Here is a 15,571-nt window from a genome sequence, read left to right as displayed (position 1 = left end):
TGAACGGGTGCAATCCTACGTCTATGCGTATCGCGGCCCTGTGATCGAAAACCGCCACCGGGTTTCGCTGGCCGTGGTGAACCGAGAGGGCAAGCTGTTAGCCGCCGCCGGCGACCCCCGGCTTCTGGCCCACATGCGTTCCTCGGCCAAGCCCTTCCAGGCCCAGGCCCTCTTCCAAAGTGGGGCCATGCCAAGATTCGGCTTTGGATCGGAGGAGCTGGCCCTGGCCATCTCTTCCCACGACGGAACCCCACGCCATGCTGAGATTGCCGCGCGGATGCTCGAGCGGATCGGGCTCGACCCCAGCTATCTGGCCTGTGGGGTGCACCCTCCCTTCTCCCGCATGGCTCGGCGAGAACTCGAGGCCCGCGGGCAAAAACCCAGCGTGCTGCACAATAACTGCTCGGGTAAACACTCCGGGATGCTGGCGGCCGCCGTGGCCCTGGGCGCCGACCCGCAGGGCTACGAACTCCCGCAGCACCCGGTGCAGCGGCTTATCTTTCAAACCGTGCGCGAACTTTCCGGCGTCTCGGAGATCCCCTACGGGGTGGACGGTTGCAGCGTTCCGACTTTTGTGCTCCCCCTTGACCGCGCGGCATGGATGTTCGCCCAATTGGCCGAGCCCGCGTTGGCCCCCCAGCCCTACCGGGAAGGCCTCGAGGCGGCCTACTCGGCCATGCGCCTACACCCTGAGCTCATCGCCGGGCCAGAGAGCATCGACACCGTGCTGATGCAGCGGGTCCCGGGCCTAGCCGCCAAGCGAGGAGCCGATGGCTATTACGGCATGGCCTTGCGCGAGACGCGGTGGGGGCCCCTGGGCATTGCCCTAAAGGTCGAGGATGGCGCGGTCGTGGCGCGGGAACCGGCGGTGGTGCAACTGCTCGAGCTATTGGGGGTACTCGATCCCAGCACGCCGCTGGAATGGCGCAGGCCGCTCATCAAGAACGTGAAAGGGCTCGAGGTGGGATACTACCAGGCCCACCTCGAGCTGGAGTGGAGCTAAGATCCCGCCACATGGCGGTTGGGGGGCGGCTGACTTCCGCATCGCCCATCGGGGTCGCAGCGGCCGCGAAGTGTGGCTATACTGCGACCGCGGGGTGTTGGCTCGAGGGGGGATGCGCACCCGCCTGGGAGTAGGGGCAGCTCGCGCCGTCTTCTGGACGGCCCTGTACCCCACGGGGCGGTGGGCTCTTGACCTTCCCCCGCAGACCCTTGAGAATCTACGGGTATGCGAGGCTTGTCCCAGCGCGTCAGGTCCCTGAAACCCTCGGCCACCGTGGCGGTGAACGCCAAAGCCCTCGAACTGCGCCGCCAGGGCGTGGACCTTATCGCCATGACCGCCGGTGAGCCGGACTTTGACACCCCCCAGCACATCAAGGACGCGGCTTTGCGGGCCATGCAGGCCGGCAAGACCAAGTACGCGCCCCCGGCCGGCATCCCCGAGCTGCGCGAGGCCATCAGCGCCAAGTTCAAGCGCGAGAACGGGCTGGAGATCCCCCCCGAGCAGACCGTGGTCACGGTGGGAGGAAAGCAGGCCTTGTTCAACCTCTTCCAGGCCATCCTCGACCCCGGCGACGAGGTGATCGTCATCGGGCCCTACTGGGTTTCCTACCCCGAGATGGTGCGCTTCGCCCAGGGCCACCCCGTCGAGGTGCTCACCGGCCCCGAGTCGGGCTTCGTGCCCGACCCTGAGGAGATCGAAGCCAAAGTCACGCCCCGTACCAAGGCCCTGGTGCTCAATTCGCCGGGCAACCCCACCGGCGCGGTGTATCCGCCCGAGGTGATCCGGGCCATCGCCGAGCTGGCCAACAAGCACGATTTCTACCTGGTCTCCGACGAGATCTACGAGCACCTGATCTACGAGGGCGAGCACTTCTCCCCGGCCCACGTCGCCCCTGAGCGCACCATCACCGTCAACGGCGCGGCCAAGGCCTACGCCATGACCGGCTGGCGCATCGGCTACGCGGGCGGGCCCAAGGACGTGATCAAGGGGATCATCGACGTCTCGAGCCAGTCCACCACCTCCCCCGACACCATCGCCCAGTGGGCCATGGTCGAGGCCCTCAACAACGTCGAGGAATCAGGCAAGTTCATCGCCATGGCCCGCGAGGCTTACCGCAAGCGCCGCGACCTGATCGTGAAGGGCCTCAACGACATTGGCCTGATCACGCCCATGGTCAACGGGGCCTTCTACGTGCTCTCTGACGTGAGCCGCATCGACCCCGACGAGAATAAGGCCGCGCTGCGGATGCTCGAGGAGGCCAAGGTGGCGGTGGTCCCCGGCACCGACTTCGCCGCGCCGCACCACGTGCGCTTCTCTTACGCTACCAGCGAGGAAAATATCAAGAAGGCCCTCGAGCGCATCGGCTCGATGCTATAAATCCCGAGGGCAGGCTCACCATTTGGAACGCCGGCGGGTCGGCAACAGCAGCAAGATCACCCCTACCACCACGCAAGCATCGGCCAGGTTGAAGATGGGGAAATTGTCAAAAGGCCCCCAGCCAGTTCCGGTGGCATCGAGGTAATCTACCACCGATCCCCGCCCAATGCGGTCGATGGCGTTGCCCAAGGCCCCGGCGGCGATCAGGGAAAAGGCTGCTTGCTGCAGCAGGGACAGCTTATGGCGGCTGAGGTAGTAGAGAATTCCAAACCCCACCACGACGCTCACGATCACCAAGATGCGGGCTCCCCCCGGGAAGAGGCCAAAGGCCGCCCCGGTGTTGTAGATGAGGGTCAGGTCGAGCAGAGGGATAAAGGGGTGAGGTACGCCCGGAGCAAGATGGGCTACGGCCCAGATTTTTACTGCCTGGTCGAGGCAAAGTAAAAGGGGAACGAGGATCAAGGGCACGGGGCGAGTCTAAAGGGGCAGCAGGGAAAGATGCAAGCCCCGAGCTCCACCTAGCAAGTAAGCGCAAGCCTATGCTATAATCTTCGCCGTTGCTTCGGAGCCGGGCACAAGGGTCCGGCCCGGCTTGGAGGAAAAAGCGATGTCCAGGATTTGCGAGATCAGCGGAAAGCGCCCGACCGTGGTCAACTCGGTCACCCGGCGGGGTAAGGCCAAGGCCGACGGCGGTGTGGGTAAGAAGACCACCGGCATCAGCAAGCGCTGGCAGTACCCCAACCTGCAAAAGGTCACCGTCACCGTAGCGGGCCAGGAGATCACTTTCCGGGTCGCTACCAGCTACGTGCACAAGGTTTACGAGCTGGCCGAGCGGGCCAAGGGCATGCAACTCGAGGGGCTCACCGCTAAGCAGATCAAAGCCAAGCTGCTCCAGCTCGTATAGCCAACGAGCTGGAAAAAGGCCGGGCCGCTCTGGCCTGGATTTTTTTGTGTAGGGCGCGAGGACAACCCGGGTTCGGCTCTACAATAGGGCTATGAGGGCTAAGCCAGGATGGTACATGCTAGGGCTCGTCCTCCTCTACGCCCTGGTGATGACCTTGGCTTGGCGGGCTGAACGGCAGCAGGTGGCCGCTTTGCGCACCGAGGTCGCGAGGATCCGGGATTCGCTGCAACGCGGACCGGAAGGCTTGATGTTACCCTTGATCGGGGCGTGTTTGCCCAAAGACCGGGCCAACCTCCCTGGAGCGCCGCGCAAGTATAGGCAAGGGGTCAATCAAGGGTTTGTGTTTACCGATGGGTCTTCTTGCGTGCCGGTGGTGTACGGGACCGGGGTGGTGGCGGCGGGTGGAGGAGAGGTGGTGAAGCTCGAGCGCGATTACCGCGAACTCACCCTGGCAGAGTTTGAGGCCCTGCTCAAGGCGGTCGAAAAAGGCGCTACCCCGGCCCAGCTTGACCGGCTGCGGGGCCGCGAGATCTGGATTCGCCATCCCGATGGTTCGACCACGGTGTATGCCCACCTCTCGGCCATCGCGCCGGGGCTCGAGGTCGGCAGCAAGGTCACCAAAGGGCAGTTTATCGGCCAAGTGGGAAACTCCGGAACCCTCAACGGGGTGCGAGGGAGCCGCGCCGGAGCTCGGCTCCTCTTCGAGCTATGGGAGGGAACTCCCGGCGAGAGCCGTTTTTTCGGGCAAGGGATTGCCTCTCCAGAGCTTCTCCTGGCTCAAGCCAAGCAGAGGTTCGACCTGCCCTGAGCGCTGAGGGCAGGCCGGGCGAAGCCGAAATATTAGGGTAACGTAATAGCCATGCGCGAAACCTTTCGTCAGGCGTGGCAATATCTTTGGCTTCGGGTCGCGGTCTATGCGCTGCTGATTGCCCTGGCGTTGCACTACCTGAACTGGGCCTTCGCCATGGCGAGATCGGCCATCGTCACCGTTTTGATCGCGGTGGTCTTTTCGTACATCACCAGCCCCATCGTGCGCTGGTTTGAGCGGCGCCGGCTGAGCCGGGCGCTGGGGGTGGTGGTGGTGTTTGTAGGATTTTTGCTCTTCGTGGCCTTGGCCTCGGTGCTCCTGGCGAACATGGCCGGTCAGCTGGCGGGCTTTCTCACCGGGCTCCCCCACCTGTTGTCCCCCCTGCTGGACTGGGCGCAGGCCCTGCCGGGGCGATTTGGGCAGATCGAACTGCCCCAGCCGCTGCGGGATGCCCTAGCCCAGGCCAGCAGCAGCCTCCAAACGTTGCTCCAGGGGTTTACTCAGTCCTTGCTGCGCCTGCTCCAGGCGCTGCTGGCCCAGGGGGGTAACCTGATCGGTTTTTTCAGCGACCTGGTGGGGGGGATTTTTCAACTTCTCACCGCCCTCACCATCTCGATCTACTTGCTTTATGACCTTCCCAAAATTGCCCACACCCTGCTCAGGGCCATCCCCGAGCCCTACCAGCCCATGGCGCTCGAGGTCTCGCAGAAAGCCGATCGGGCTTTTGGGGGGTTCGTGCGGGGCCAGATTCTGGTCGCGACCATATCAGGGACCCTGGTAGCGCTAGGTCTCTCTATAGTGGGTGTGCCTCAGGCGGCTAGCCTGGGCTTCCTGACCTTTATCTTCAACTTCATCCCCTTTGTGGGGGTCATCATCTCGGCGATCCCGGCCATTTTGCTGGCGTTGCCCTTGGGCTGGCTAAAGCTGGCCCTGACCGTGGGGGTGCTGTACCTGACCAACCAGCTCGAGGGCAACGTCTACGGCCCCTTCGTGATGCGCCGGGCGGTGAGCATCCACCCGGTAACGGGAATCATCGGGATCCTCGTGACCAGCTCGCTCTTCGGTTTTATCGGGGCTTTGTTCAGCACGCCGATGCTGGCGTTTTTCAAGATCTTGTACGTGGACTATTACCAAAAAAGCCGTTTCTACAAGGAGGGCTAGGTGCCCAGCGACTCGACGCTCAGGGCGTTGGGGTAGGTGTGCCGCGTACGATGAACGCTAAGCGCGGGGGGTCATCCTCTCCTAGCAGGGAAGCGTGGGCTCGCCGGGGTCCGGGGGCGGGCCCGGTGATCGCTGCCGCTTAGACGCTCGACAGGCCTCTATTCCCAGTGACCGCCTTCTTGCAGGGCGCGAGCGAACCACCCCGGCACCTCCTGGCCGAAACGCTGCTGGGCAAAGTCCCGGGCGAACTCGCCGTAGCGGTTTTCGGCAATCGCGCTTCGGGCCTGCTCCATCAACCGGTGCAGATAGCGCAGGTTGTGCAGGCTCACCATGCGCAGGCCCAGCATCTCCTCGGCCCGGATCAGGTGCGCCAGATAGGCCCGGCTGAAGTGACGGCAGGCGTAGCAGTCGCACTCTGGGTCAATCGGCCTGGGATCGTCGAGATGCCGGGTGAGCTTGAGGTTCATCCGGCCCTCCGCGACCAAGGCGTAGCCAAAGCGTCCAGTGCGGGTGGGGTATACGCAGTCGAACATGTCTACCCCCAGCGCTACCGACGCGACCAGATCCTCCGGGTGGCCCACCCCCATCAGGTAGCGGGGCTTGCTTTCGGGCAGAATGCGGGTCGAAAGCTCCACCGCCGGGTACATGGCCTCCTTGGGCTCGCCTACGGCGAGCCCACCGATGGCGAATCCGGGGGTGTCGTAGGCGACTGTGGCCTCCGTGCTTATTCTGCGCAGCTCGAGGTCTATCCCTCCCTGGGCGATGGCAAAGAGGGCTTGGTCGGGGCGGGTTTTGGCCTTCAGGCAGCGCTCGAGCCAGCGCAGGGTTCGCTCGATGGACTCCTTCATATACTCCCGGTGGGCCGGGTAGGGTGGGCACTCGTCAAAGGCCATGATGACGTCTGCCCCCAACGCTTCCTGCACGGCTACGCTTTTTTCCGGCGACAGCTCGATCAGGTCGCCGTTGATATGGCTTTGAAAGACCACCCCTTCCTCCGAGATGCGCCGCAGGTGGCCTAGGCTCATCACCTGGAAGCCGCCGGAGTCGGTGAGCCAGGGGCCGCTATAGGCGGCGAAGCGGTGCAGCCCGCCCAGGGCTCTTACTCGCTCGGGGCCGGGGCGCAAGAGCAGGTGATAGGTGTTGGCCAGGACGATCTGCGAACCGATCTCCTGAATCTCCTGGGGGCTGAGGCCCTTGACCGAGCCTAGCGTACCCACCGGCATGAAGAGCGGGGTGTGCACCAAACCGTGCGGGGTCTGCAAGAGCCCGGTGCGGGCTCGGCCTGCCTGGGTGGTGATGCGAAAGTCGAACACAGCAGAATTTTAGGGGCTTATGTGGGATAGGTGGTGCCCAGCTTCGCGGCGGGCCTCCTCTTCGAGCTTCTCCTGGGAGGTGGCGAGGCGACGGGCTAGGGCGGCCAAGTGTTCATCGAGGTAGCTTTGCGCGATGAGGGCGCTTACACTGGCAGCCAGGCGGCTAAAGGCCTGGATAAGCGGGAGGCTTTGCTCCCCTAGCTCCTGCCTGGCTTCCTCGCTTACTCGCTCCACCATCCAGCCCCACATTCCCGCCATCATGGCGTTGCTCACCTGCCGTTTGACGTGCACCAGCCCTACCAAGGCCTGCCAGGCGAAATACTCCCCGTTGAAGGGGCCGCTCACCGTACGCCGCCACCAGCGGCGCAGGGTGGCTTCGCGGATGGGGCGCTCGCCCGGATGGAAGATACGTTGGGTGGGAGGGTGTTGGAAAAGGGTGTCGTAGAATCCCTGAACAATTCGGTCCTCCCAGGAGAGCAAAAGGTCTTGGTGTTTGGCGAGGATCCTGCCGTCACGGGGTTGAAGGCGGGCAGGTGGAGGGATCTGTTCCCAGATGAGCTGGGCCTTGCGGTAGAACTCAGCCAGGGATTTCTCGGTTGGCACGCCTCCATTCTTCACGCCGCCCTCGAGGACATTTGTCCGGAGGGGCCGTGAACGGTAACGGCGTTTGGATAGCATAAGATAGGGCCGACGTGGAGCGGTATCTGCTGGTGATGTTGGGCGGGGCCATCGGCGCGGGGTTGCGCTATGGGCTGGGGGCTTGGCTGCAAGGGCTGGTCGGGCTAGGTTTTCCCTGGAGCACCTTTTTTATCAACGTGAGCGGAAGCTTTCTAATCGGCGCGGTGCTGCGCCTCTCCCTCGAGGGCAGCCTCTCTACCGAAGCCCGGCTGTTCCTAGCCGTGGGCATTTTGGGTGGCTATACCACCTTCTCCACCTTCAGCTACGAGACCCTGACCCTGGTCCAACAGGGGGAATGGCTCAAGGCGTTCTTGTACGTGACCGGCAGCGTGGTGTTGGGATTTATAGCGGTCTGGTTGGCCTATCGCTTAGCTGGGTGAGGTTTGGACAGGGGGTAAGCGTGAAGCTCGAGGGTGAAGCCAAGCTCGTGCGCATCTTTGTCGGGGAGTCGGACCGTTGGCAGGGAAAACCCCTCTACGAGGCCATCGTGCTCGAGGCCAAGCGCCAGGGATTGGCGGGGGCCACGGTGTTCAAGGGGGTAATGGGCTTCGGGGCCCACTCGCGCATCCACTCCGCCAAGATCCTGCAGCTCTCCGAGGATCTCCCGGTGATGATCGAGATCGTGGATGCCGAAGAGAAGGTACGGGCCTTCTTGCCAGCGCTCGAGGCGATGGTGGGGGAGGGGTTGGTGACCATGGAGCGGGTGGAGGTGATCCGCTACCAGCACCGCTAGTGCACGGGCGGCTTGATCGTTGTCGCACGTGATGCGTCGTACGCAAGGCGCTAAACGCGGTCGCTGGGAATGTACGGCGCCTTACCCGCCCTGGCCAAAGCCAGGGCTACCCTTGGCTTATGTTCGGTAAGTTTTTCCAAGCTCCCAAAGGCGACCGTGGCCGAGTTCCCCCCGGCCAGACCCTTACCGAGCGCTTCCCCGTGCTCACCTACGGCCCGACCCCCAGCCTAAAACCCCAGGAGGTACGGCTTAGGGTATATGGGCGGGTGGAGAGCCCCCTCGAGCTCTCCTGGGACGACCTGATGGCCCTGCCCCAAAGCGACCTCACCGCCGACTTCCACTGCGTCACCCGCTGGAGCAAGCTCGACGTGAAGTGGCGGGGGGTGCGGGTGCTCGATCTTATGGAGCGAGTCCGGCTCGAGCCCGGCGCCAAAGCTGTGCTGGTGCACTGCTACGGGGGATACACCACCAACTTGCTCCTGGAGGACTTCCTGCGCCCGGAGAACCTGCTGGCCCACACCCTTTATGGCGAACCCCTCCCGCGGGACCATGGCGGCCCTTTGCGGCTCGTCGTGCCGCACCTCTACGCCTGGAAAAGCGCCAAATGGCTGCGGGGGCTAGAGTTCTTGGACCGGGAAGAACTCGGCTTCTGGGAGGTCAACGGCTATCACCGCCGGGGGGACCCCTGGAAGGAAGAGCGCTTTAGCGATGAGTAGCTCTGGGCTATACTCAGCTCGAGGTGAGTCGAGATGACGGCCGAGGCCCAGGCGGTGCAGCTAGCCTTGCAGGCTTACCGTGACTGCCAGGAATTGGAAGAGCGCGAGTACAAGGAGCAGTACGACGAGGTCAAGCGGATGGAGGATGAGGCCCCCGCACCTGATCCGTGCGTGCTCCTTTTCAATGAGTTGGTGGAGGCCTGTATCCGCTACGTGGAAGCGGGCGGGAACCGGGCCGACCTCGAGCTTGGCGAATACCGGAGCGCCGTTTACCGGCGGATGGATGAGCGGCGCTCGGTGCAACGGTGGGAGGACGAGGGGGGAAGCACCCCACCCGCTTAGGGGCCTTACTGATCGGGGTGAGCTTGGCTCGGCCCTACCAGGTAGACCGCCTGCCAGGGGCGGTAGCGGGTGGAGAGTACTTCGGTGCGCGTGCCCGAAGCGTCGGTGATGGTGCGGCTCAGGCGCACGCTGTAGCCATCGGCCGCCCAGTCTACCTGCTTGCGAGCCCCAGGGGGAAGGTTGGGGTCGAGGATGTATTTGTCCGGGGGGTGGGGGGTGCGCGAGAGGATGACCGGGTCGGATACCGTCACCGTGCGCCCCAAGGGTAGGCCCCACACGCTCACGGTCAGGCTCACCTTGTGGGGGTCGTAATGGGTGCGCAGGAGCAGCGGGGAGGGGGTGTCGTTCTTCATGCGCAGGTCCAGGTAGGGCTGGTATACGGCGGCGTCGAAGCCGATGATGGGGTCGTACCAGCGCACCCGGTAGGCGTGGGGGTTGCGCTCCACTACCGGGAGGCCGGCCATGTATAAGGCGCGGAAGGTGGTGGTCGAGACTTGGCAGACCCCGCCTCCTACCCCAGGCACGGTGCGCCCGCCGGAGATCACCAAACCCTCCTTGAAGCCGGCTTCGGGGGTGATCTCGCCGACGGCTTGGTTGAAGGAGAAGGTCTCGCCGGGGGCGATGATGTACCCGTCGAGGCGAGCAGCCGCGGTGCGTACGTTGTGAATGCGTTCGGCGCTCGAGCCTTTGAAGGTGGTGGTGGCGCTGGAGAGGAGCACCAGCTGGCCGGGATCGGGCAGGTCGGCGGCCTTGAGCATGGGCTCGACGGTTACGACCGGTAAGTCCAGGGTGCGGGCCTCGGGCTGCCAGAGGAGGGGTACCAGGGCTTCCTCCGCCGCTCTCTGATCGAGCTTCCAGCCGGGCTTCTCCATCACCACGGTGAAGGGGGAGGGGGTGCCGGGGGTCTGCGGCGTGTAGTGCGCGTTCACCGCTTCTCGGTCATAGGCCTTGGCCACCTGCCGCAGGAGCTTACGCACCGCGGGAAGGTTGGCCTCGAGCCCTTCTCTTCTCAGCACGATCAACCCGGCGACCTGCTCGGGCCGGAGGGGGTAGGTCTTGGGCGCGCCCCCCGGCGGGGTGTAGTTGAGGGTGATGGGGCGCAGAAGGGCGTTGGCTTCGGCAGCGCGGGCTTCGTACTCGCTGGCCCGGACGCTTGCCGCGACCTCCTCCACCGGCAGTTCCAGGGTGGTCGCGCTGGGATCAGCCAGGAAGCTGGCCGCTGCTCTCTCCACATCGAAGCGCCGCCCCGGGACGTCGGGTATTACCACAAAGCGGCCGTTTTTGAACTCGACCTTGGCGTTTTTGGGGGATTGCTTGAGGGCCGTGGCAAGCTGCTCGAGCCGCCGGAAGAGCACGGCTTGTTCCACCACCCCCGAGACCGGGACGTTCACCCCCTGTCGCCAGGCGATCCAGCGTTCGCGCAGCGAGCGGGCCAGCCCGCCCGCGCGCCCGATGCGGAAAGCCGCCTGGGCCGTGGCCGTGGCGTCGGCCCTCCAGCCCAGTTCGGCGGCGCTCAGCATATAGCTGCGCCCGGCGGCTCGCACCGCTACCGGGGGGCGATTGGCGATCTTGCCGCGGGCGGCGATTTGAGCGGCGGCCTCCTCTACCGTCATCCCTCCCACCGCGACCCCGTCGGCCGTCACCCCCGGGAAGATACGCGCGCCGAAGTATAGCTCGAGCCCGCCGAGCAGCACGGCAATGCCCAGCCCCGCGGCCAAGGCTATCCTGAGGCGGGTTGTTACCCTAGGGGAGGGGTGGGGAGGATTCATCTACCTCTTAGTTTAGGGGAGGGTTGTTATCTCGAGCGTAGACCGGGTCACCCAGTGGCGCCTCAAGAAAAGAGGGGGTGTGAAGGAGCTTCGCGGGGAGGGACTCGCTGCCTCCGGCGGCATGCTCGTCTTTGGGGAAAGGGTTCCCCGGGAACTTTGAGCGGGGACGGCGTGTTGGGTAGCCAACCCTCGTTCTCCGAACGACGCTTCTTTCGCTGCCGGTAGGCGGGGTAGGGGAAGAGCGCCGCGCCGTGGCGCAGTTCGAGGGGTCGTCACCGAACCGCGAAGGGGTTGAAATTGGTGTTGCGGTCGTAGTAATCCTCACCCTCAGTGCGCTTTAGAAATCCCACCACCGCGTAGGTAAGGGGGGTAAAGAGCGCTTCCACCCCCACCTTGAACACGTAGTTTGACACGAACACCGTCCGCAGCAGGGTGTCGTCCCATACCCCGTAGAAGGCGATGAGCAAGAAAAGGCCGGTGTCGAAAGCTTGTCCGATGAGGGTCGAGCCGAGGGTACGGGTCCACAGCCAGCGCCCTTGGGTGGCGATCTTGAGCTTCGCCAGCACATAGCTGTTGACGAACTCGCCTACCCAGTAGGCCACCAGGCTGGCCAAGGCGATGCGGGGCACCAGACCTAGGACGGTCGAAAAAGCTCGGGCGGTGTTTTGCTGGTCGGGAGGGGTAGGGAGGGCGTTCACGAGGCCAAAGGTCAAGGTGGCCAGGGTCAGCAACAAGAACCCCGTCCAGATCACCCGCCTCGAGCGCTTATACCCATACACTTCGGTCAACACGTCCCCGAAGATGTAGGCGAGCGGGAACAGGATGGTCCCGCCGTCGAAGGTGAAAGGCCCCAGCAGCACTACCTTGGTGGAGGCGATGTTGGAGACGATCAGCACCACCACGAAGAGGGCGGTGATGAAGTCCAAGTAGCGATAAGCCCGCATAACGTCCGATTGTATAACCCTGGCTAGGGGGCTTCCCGGAGCTATTCTGAGCGAATCGAGGTGATGAAGGGCAGGTTGCGGTCGTATTGGGCTCGGTCCAGGCCGTAGCCATAGACGTAAGCGTCCTCGATCTCGAAGCCCAGGTAGTGGATGGGTACCTCGACGCGGCGGCGGGCCGGTTTGGAGAGGAGGGCCGCGATCCTGACCGAAGCGGGTTGACGGGCATCCAGGTAGTGCAGCAGGTAGTTGAGGGTGATCCCGGTGTCCACGATGTCCTCCACCACGATCACGTCCTTGCCACTGATGGGGTAGCGCAGGTCCTTAACCAGCTCCACCTCGCCGCTGGTCTTGGTATCGTTGTTGTAGGAGGAAAGGGCTAGGAAGTCCATCGAGAGCGGCAGGTCGATCTGGCGCACCAGATCGGCCATAAAGATGAAGGCTCCGTTCAGGATGCAGATCAGATGGGGTTGTTTCCCCTTATAGTCCTGCGTGATCCGGGCCCCGAGCTCGCGGATGCGCGCTTGGATCTGCTGCTCGCCGATCTGGATGGGGCCGTCTCCGGGATGGAAGGTGCTCACAAAGTGATTGTACCTGAAGGTTTAGCGGCGCAAAACGCGGTGGAGTCCCCTCGATAAATCTCGTTATCAAACCACTCGGGGTTTTTTGCTCCGCCGTTTCTGTGGGGCAAAAGCGCCGCGCTGCCGGGCATCTCTGAGGGAGGTTTTGGCCGTGGGTGGGCGCTCGGAGCCTCGGAGGGCGGTTGGCTGGGGGTGAATGGATTCTGGCCCGCGGTCTGGTTTGACCTGCTTCCCCCGGCGATGGCGGGGGGCTTTCGTCGGCGCCTCGACTAAGGCCTGAAGCCCAAATTGGGCCGACTGGATCTGCACCCTGCGGGGCTTGGCCGGCGCTCTCCCGTGCAAGACGTTGATCTCTTCCGGGGTCAGGTAGCGCCACTCGCCGGGGTTGAGCTTCCCCAGCTTGATCGGCCCCACCTGCCAGCGCACCAGCCGGGTCACGGCGTAGCCGAGCCGCCTCAGCATCCGCCGTACCTCGCGCTTTTTCCCCTCGGCCATGACGATCCGAGCCCCCTCTGGGGTAGGCTCGGCCTCGAGGGCCTGGGCCAGCCCGTCTTCAAGCTCCACCCCCTCCACCAGCCGTTGGCAGTCGGCCTCGGGCACCCGGCCTTGCTTGCACCAGACCCGGTAGACCTTGCGCACCCCATAGCGGGGGTGGGTGAGCTTTAGGGTCAGTTCGCCGTCATTGGTCAGCAGCAGGAGCCCCTCGGAGTCCTTGTCGAGGCGGCCTACCGGATGCAGGCCAGGTACGTCGGGCACGAGCTGATACACGGTACGCTCGGCGTGGGGGTCGCGCTTGGTGGTGGTCACGCCCACCGGTTTATGTAGGGCAATCACCACTTTTTTCTCGGGAAGGCGCACCCGTTCGCCATCGAGGCGCACCACGTCGCTATCGGAGACGCTCGAGCCGATCTTGGCTACCCGATCGTTGATGGTGACCCGCCCTGCGCGGATCAGGTCTTCAGCCTTGCGGCGGCTGGCCACCCCGGCCCGGGCGAGAAATTGTTGCAAGCGCATAGTAGCCTATTCTACCTCGTGCCCTGGTGACTTGATTTGCTGCATCTACGTCGTACGCGAAACGCGTGGAGCATTCGAAGGGGCGTTTCCAAAACGCTAAGACGGGGCTGGTGCGGCAGCCTCGCAAAAGCGGTGCCTGGCCTTCAGAGGGGGACTTTCTTGCTGAATTCAGGCTTGCGCTTTTCCCTGAGCGACTCGAGCCCCTCCCGCGCGTCCGGTCCCTTGAAGCCCAGAAACTCGAGGGCCAGGCTGGCATCGAAGGTCGGCCCGGCCAGCCTTAGCCAGTTGTTGAGGGCGTACTTGGTCCAGCGGATCGCGGTTGCGGAGCCCTGGGTGAGCCTTTGGGCCAGCTCGAGCGCCTTGGCGTAGACCTGATCGTCGTCCACGCACAGCGAGACCAGCCCCATCCGCTCGGCTTCCTCCCCGCTCATGGACTCGTTCAAGAGCAGGTAATATTTCGACTTGTTCAGCCCGATCAAGAGGGGCCAGATGATCGCCGAGTGATCCCCCGCCGCTACCCCCAGCCGGGTGTGCCCGTCCAGGATGCGGGCTTTCTTCCCCGCTACGCTGATATCCGAAAGGAGCGCCACCGCGAGCCCTGCCCCCACCGCCGGGCCTTCGATGGCCGCCACCACCGGCTTGGAGCAGTTCAGGATGTTGTAGACGAGGTCCCTGGCCTCTTTCCAGACCCGCACCAAGGTGTCGTAGTCGCGGATCATCTCCTCGATCATGGCGAAGTCGCCCCCGGCGCTGAAAGCCCCACCCTCGCCCCGCACCAGCACCGCGCCGATCTCCGGGTCGGCGTCGATGTCGCGCCAGACGTAGGCCAGCTCGCGGTGCATGGTGGCATCGGCGGCGTTGAGGCGGCCCGGGTTGGAGAGGATGACCTCCAGCACCCCCTCGGCGGGCGCGGCGAACTTGAGGCGGGAATAGGCAGACCTCCAGGTGTGCATGCCCCCAGTGTAACCGCCCGAGCCTTAGCGCACGCCCAGCAACAGCTCAACCGTGAGCTGGTCCAGGCGCTCGAGCCTGGGCCCCCGCTCGGCCAGGGCTCGGCGGTCGAAGGGGTGGGCTTTGAGGGCTTCGGCGTTCTGCTTGCTGTACTTCTGGGTGAGTGCGGCGAGCCCGGCGTCCTGTACTTTGTAGGCCTGGAGGAGGGCCTGGATCTCCGCATCGGCGTTGAACTGCCGGGCCTTCTCCTTGAGGATCAAGTAGGTGCGCATACAGCCCTTGGCGAACTCCCACACCCCCGCCTCGTCCTCGGTGCGCAGGGCGTGGGCGTCGAAGTGGCGGGGGCCGTCGTAGCCCGCGTCCTCGAGGAGCTTGACCAGGAAGAAGGCCGCCTTGAGGTTTTCCGCGCCGAAGCGCAAGTCCTGGTCGAAGCGGTTCATCTTCTGGTCGTTGAGGTCGATGTGGAAGAGCTTCCCGGCGTCGATGGCCTGGGCCACTGCGTGCACGAAGTTGAGCCCGGCCATGGTCTCGTGGGCGAACTCGGGGTTGAGCCCGAAGAGGTGGGGCCGGTCCAGCGTGGCGATGAAGCCCAGCATGGCCCCTACCGTGGGCAGGTAGAGGTCGCCCCGGGGCTCGTTGGGTTTGGGCTCGAGGGCGAAGCGGTAGCCGTAGCCTTGGTCCTCGCTGTACTCGGCCAGGAAATTGAGCGCCTCGCGGTAGCGGGCCAGGGCGTCCAAGGTGTTGTGCCCGGCGTCCACCTCGGCCCCCTCGCGCCCGCCCCAGAAAACGTAGATCTTGGCCCCCAGCTCGGCCCCTAGGTCCATGGCGCGCAGGGTCTTCTGGATGGCATAAGCTCGGATCCGGGCGTCGGGGTTGGTGAAGGCCCCGTCCTTGAACACCGGGTCGCTGAAGAGGTTGGTGGTGGCCATCGGCACCACCAGGCCGGAGTCTTGGAGGGCTTGCTGAAACCGCTTCACGATCCTGTCCCGCTCGGACGGGCTGGCTTCTATCGGGACCAGGTCGTCGTCGTGCAGGTTGACCCCGTAGGCGCCCAACTCGGCCAGCTTGTAGACGATGTAGTCGGGCTCGAGGGGCCGGCGGGTGGGCAGGCCGAAGGGGTCGCGCCCCACGTTGCCCACGGTCCACAGACCAAAGGTGAACTTGTCCGAGGGTTGGGGGGTGTAATCTGCCATGGCTTTGCTCCTTCAGAAAAGGTTTTTAGGCGCTTGGCGCTCTGCTGACACGGGCTTTTCGGAAGAACCTCGCCGGGGGACTGCGTT

The 15,571-nt window shown here is 64.4% G+C and carries 18 protein-coding genes; 9 read left to right on the top strand and 9 right to left on the bottom strand.

Annotated elements, in window-relative coordinates:
- Positions 1-7 precede the first annotated feature (7 nt).
- Positions 8-1,003, top strand: coding sequence for an asparaginase (locus DNA98_RS10650; protein ID WP_110530182.1), 996 nt, complete (start codon positions 8-10; stop codon positions 1,001-1,003).
- Positions 1,004-1,228: 225 nt separating this feature from the next.
- The gene (locus tag DNA98_RS10645) at positions 1,229-2,380 is read left to right on the top strand and encodes a pyridoxal phosphate-dependent aminotransferase (RefSeq protein ID WP_110530179.1); all 1,152 of its coding nucleotides are present in this window, start codon (positions 1,229-1,231) and stop codon (positions 2,378-2,380) included.
- Between the two features lie 15 nt (positions 2,381-2,395).
- Here the strand turns inward: DNA98_RS10645 and lspA are convergent, their stop codons facing one another.
- Positions 2,396-2,848, bottom strand: a complete 453-nt coding sequence (gene lspA, locus DNA98_RS10640; RefSeq protein WP_110530175.1) for a signal peptidase II — start codon at positions 2,846-2,848, stop codon at positions 2,396-2,398.
- A 139-nt stretch (positions 2,849-2,987) separates the two neighbouring features.
- Between lspA and rpmB the strand changes: the two genes are divergently transcribed.
- The 3 genes from rpmB (at position 2,988) to DNA98_RS10625 (ending at position 5,253) form a co-directional block, all read left to right on the top strand.
- Complete coding sequence (gene rpmB / locus DNA98_RS10635) at positions 2,988-3,284, top strand: 50S ribosomal protein L28 (protein ID WP_110530172.1); 297 nt, start codon at positions 2,988-2,990, stop codon at positions 3,282-3,284.
- 91 nt (positions 3,285-3,375) lie between these two features.
- The gene (locus DNA98_RS10630) at positions 3,376-4,092 is read left to right on the top strand and encodes a M23 family metallopeptidase (protein WP_110530169.1); all 717 of its coding nucleotides are present in this window, start codon (positions 3,376-3,378) and stop codon (positions 4,090-4,092) included.
- Positions 4,093-4,143: 51 nt separating this feature from the next.
- Positions 4,144-5,253 (top strand): AI-2E family transporter, encoded by a 1,110-nt coding sequence (locus DNA98_RS10625; RefSeq protein WP_110530166.1) that lies wholly within the window; start codon positions 4,144-4,146, stop codon positions 5,251-5,253.
- A gap of 158 nt (positions 5,254-5,411) precedes the next feature.
- Here the strand turns inward: DNA98_RS10625 and tgt are convergent, their stop codons facing one another.
- Both tgt and DNA98_RS10615 read right to left on the bottom strand, forming a co-directional pair.
- On the bottom strand, positions 5,412-6,566 hold the full coding sequence (tgt, locus tag DNA98_RS10620) for a tRNA guanosine(34) transglycosylase Tgt (protein ID WP_110530163.1): 1,155 nt from the start codon (positions 6,564-6,566) through the stop codon (positions 5,412-5,414).
- Between the two features lie 9 nt (positions 6,567-6,575).
- A complete protein-coding gene (locus DNA98_RS10615) occupies positions 6,576-7,169 on the bottom strand; it encodes a protoglobin domain-containing protein (protein WP_233493179.1) in 594 nt (197 codons plus the stop codon).
- Positions 7,170-7,258: 89 nt separating this feature from the next.
- On the opposite strand from DNA98_RS10615, the gene crcB reads away from it, so the two are divergent.
- The 4 genes from crcB to DNA98_RS10595 all read left to right on the top strand — a co-directional run bounded on the left by crcB (position 7,259) and on the right by DNA98_RS10595 (position 9,035).
- Entirely contained in the window at positions 7,259-7,624 is a 366-nt protein-coding gene (crcB, locus tag DNA98_RS10610) for a fluoride efflux transporter CrcB (RefSeq protein WP_110530157.1), read from the top strand.
- A gap of 20 nt (positions 7,625-7,644) precedes the next feature.
- Positions 7,645-7,977, top strand: coding sequence for a DUF190 domain-containing protein (locus tag DNA98_RS10605; RefSeq protein ID WP_110530687.1), 333 nt, complete (start codon positions 7,645-7,647; stop codon positions 7,975-7,977).
- A gap of 119 nt (positions 7,978-8,096) precedes the next feature.
- Complete coding sequence (locus tag DNA98_RS10600; protein ID WP_110530154.1) at positions 8,097-8,693, top strand: sulfite oxidase-like oxidoreductase; 597 nt, start codon at positions 8,097-8,099, stop codon at positions 8,691-8,693.
- 33 nt (positions 8,694-8,726) lie between these two features.
- Positions 8,727-9,035, top strand: a complete 309-nt coding sequence (locus DNA98_RS10595) for a hypothetical protein (RefSeq protein ID WP_110530151.1) — start codon at positions 8,727-8,729, stop codon at positions 9,033-9,035.
- A gap of 5 nt (positions 9,036-9,040) precedes the next feature.
- Here the strand turns inward: DNA98_RS10595 and DNA98_RS10590 are convergent, their stop codons facing one another.
- The 6 genes from DNA98_RS10590 to xylA all read right to left on the bottom strand — a co-directional run bounded on the left by DNA98_RS10590 (position 9,041) and on the right by xylA (position 15,484).
- On the bottom strand, positions 9,041-10,804 hold the full coding sequence (locus DNA98_RS10590; RefSeq protein WP_110530148.1) for a VanW family protein: 1,764 nt from the start codon (positions 10,802-10,804) through the stop codon (positions 9,041-9,043).
- 272 nt (positions 10,805-11,076) lie between these two features.
- Positions 11,077-11,748 carry a queuosine precursor transporter gene (locus DNA98_RS10585; RefSeq protein WP_110530145.1) on the bottom strand — a complete coding sequence of 224 codons (672 nt, stop codon included), beginning with the start codon at positions 11,746-11,748 and terminating at the stop codon, positions 11,077-11,079.
- A gap of 41 nt (positions 11,749-11,789) precedes the next feature.
- Positions 11,790-12,326 (bottom strand): hypoxanthine phosphoribosyltransferase, encoded by a 537-nt coding sequence (hpt, locus tag DNA98_RS10580; RefSeq protein WP_110530142.1) that lies wholly within the window; start codon positions 12,324-12,326, stop codon positions 11,790-11,792.
- Between the two features lie 66 nt (positions 12,327-12,392).
- Positions 12,393-13,340, bottom strand: coding sequence for a pseudouridine synthase (locus tag DNA98_RS10575; RefSeq protein ID WP_110530139.1), 948 nt, complete (start codon positions 13,338-13,340; stop codon positions 12,393-12,395).
- 143 nt (positions 13,341-13,483) lie between these two features.
- Positions 13,484-14,293 carry an enoyl-CoA hydratase/isomerase family protein gene (locus DNA98_RS10570; protein ID WP_110530136.1) on the bottom strand — a complete coding sequence of 270 codons (810 nt, stop codon included), beginning with the start codon at positions 14,291-14,293 and terminating at the stop codon, positions 13,484-13,486.
- A 24-nt stretch (positions 14,294-14,317) separates the two neighbouring features.
- Positions 14,318-15,484: a xylose isomerase gene (gene xylA / locus DNA98_RS10565; RefSeq protein WP_110530133.1), complete on the bottom strand. Its 1,167-nt coding sequence runs from the start codon at positions 15,482-15,484 to the stop codon at positions 14,318-14,320.
- Between the last annotated feature and the right edge of the window lie 87 nt (positions 15,485-15,571).

It is taken from the genome of Meiothermus sp. Pnk-1, assembly GCF_003226535.1.
Taxonomy (GTDB): Bacteria; Deinococcota; Deinococci; order Deinococcales; family Thermaceae; genus Allomeiothermus.
This window is presented reverse-complemented; position numbering and strand designations above follow the sequence as displayed.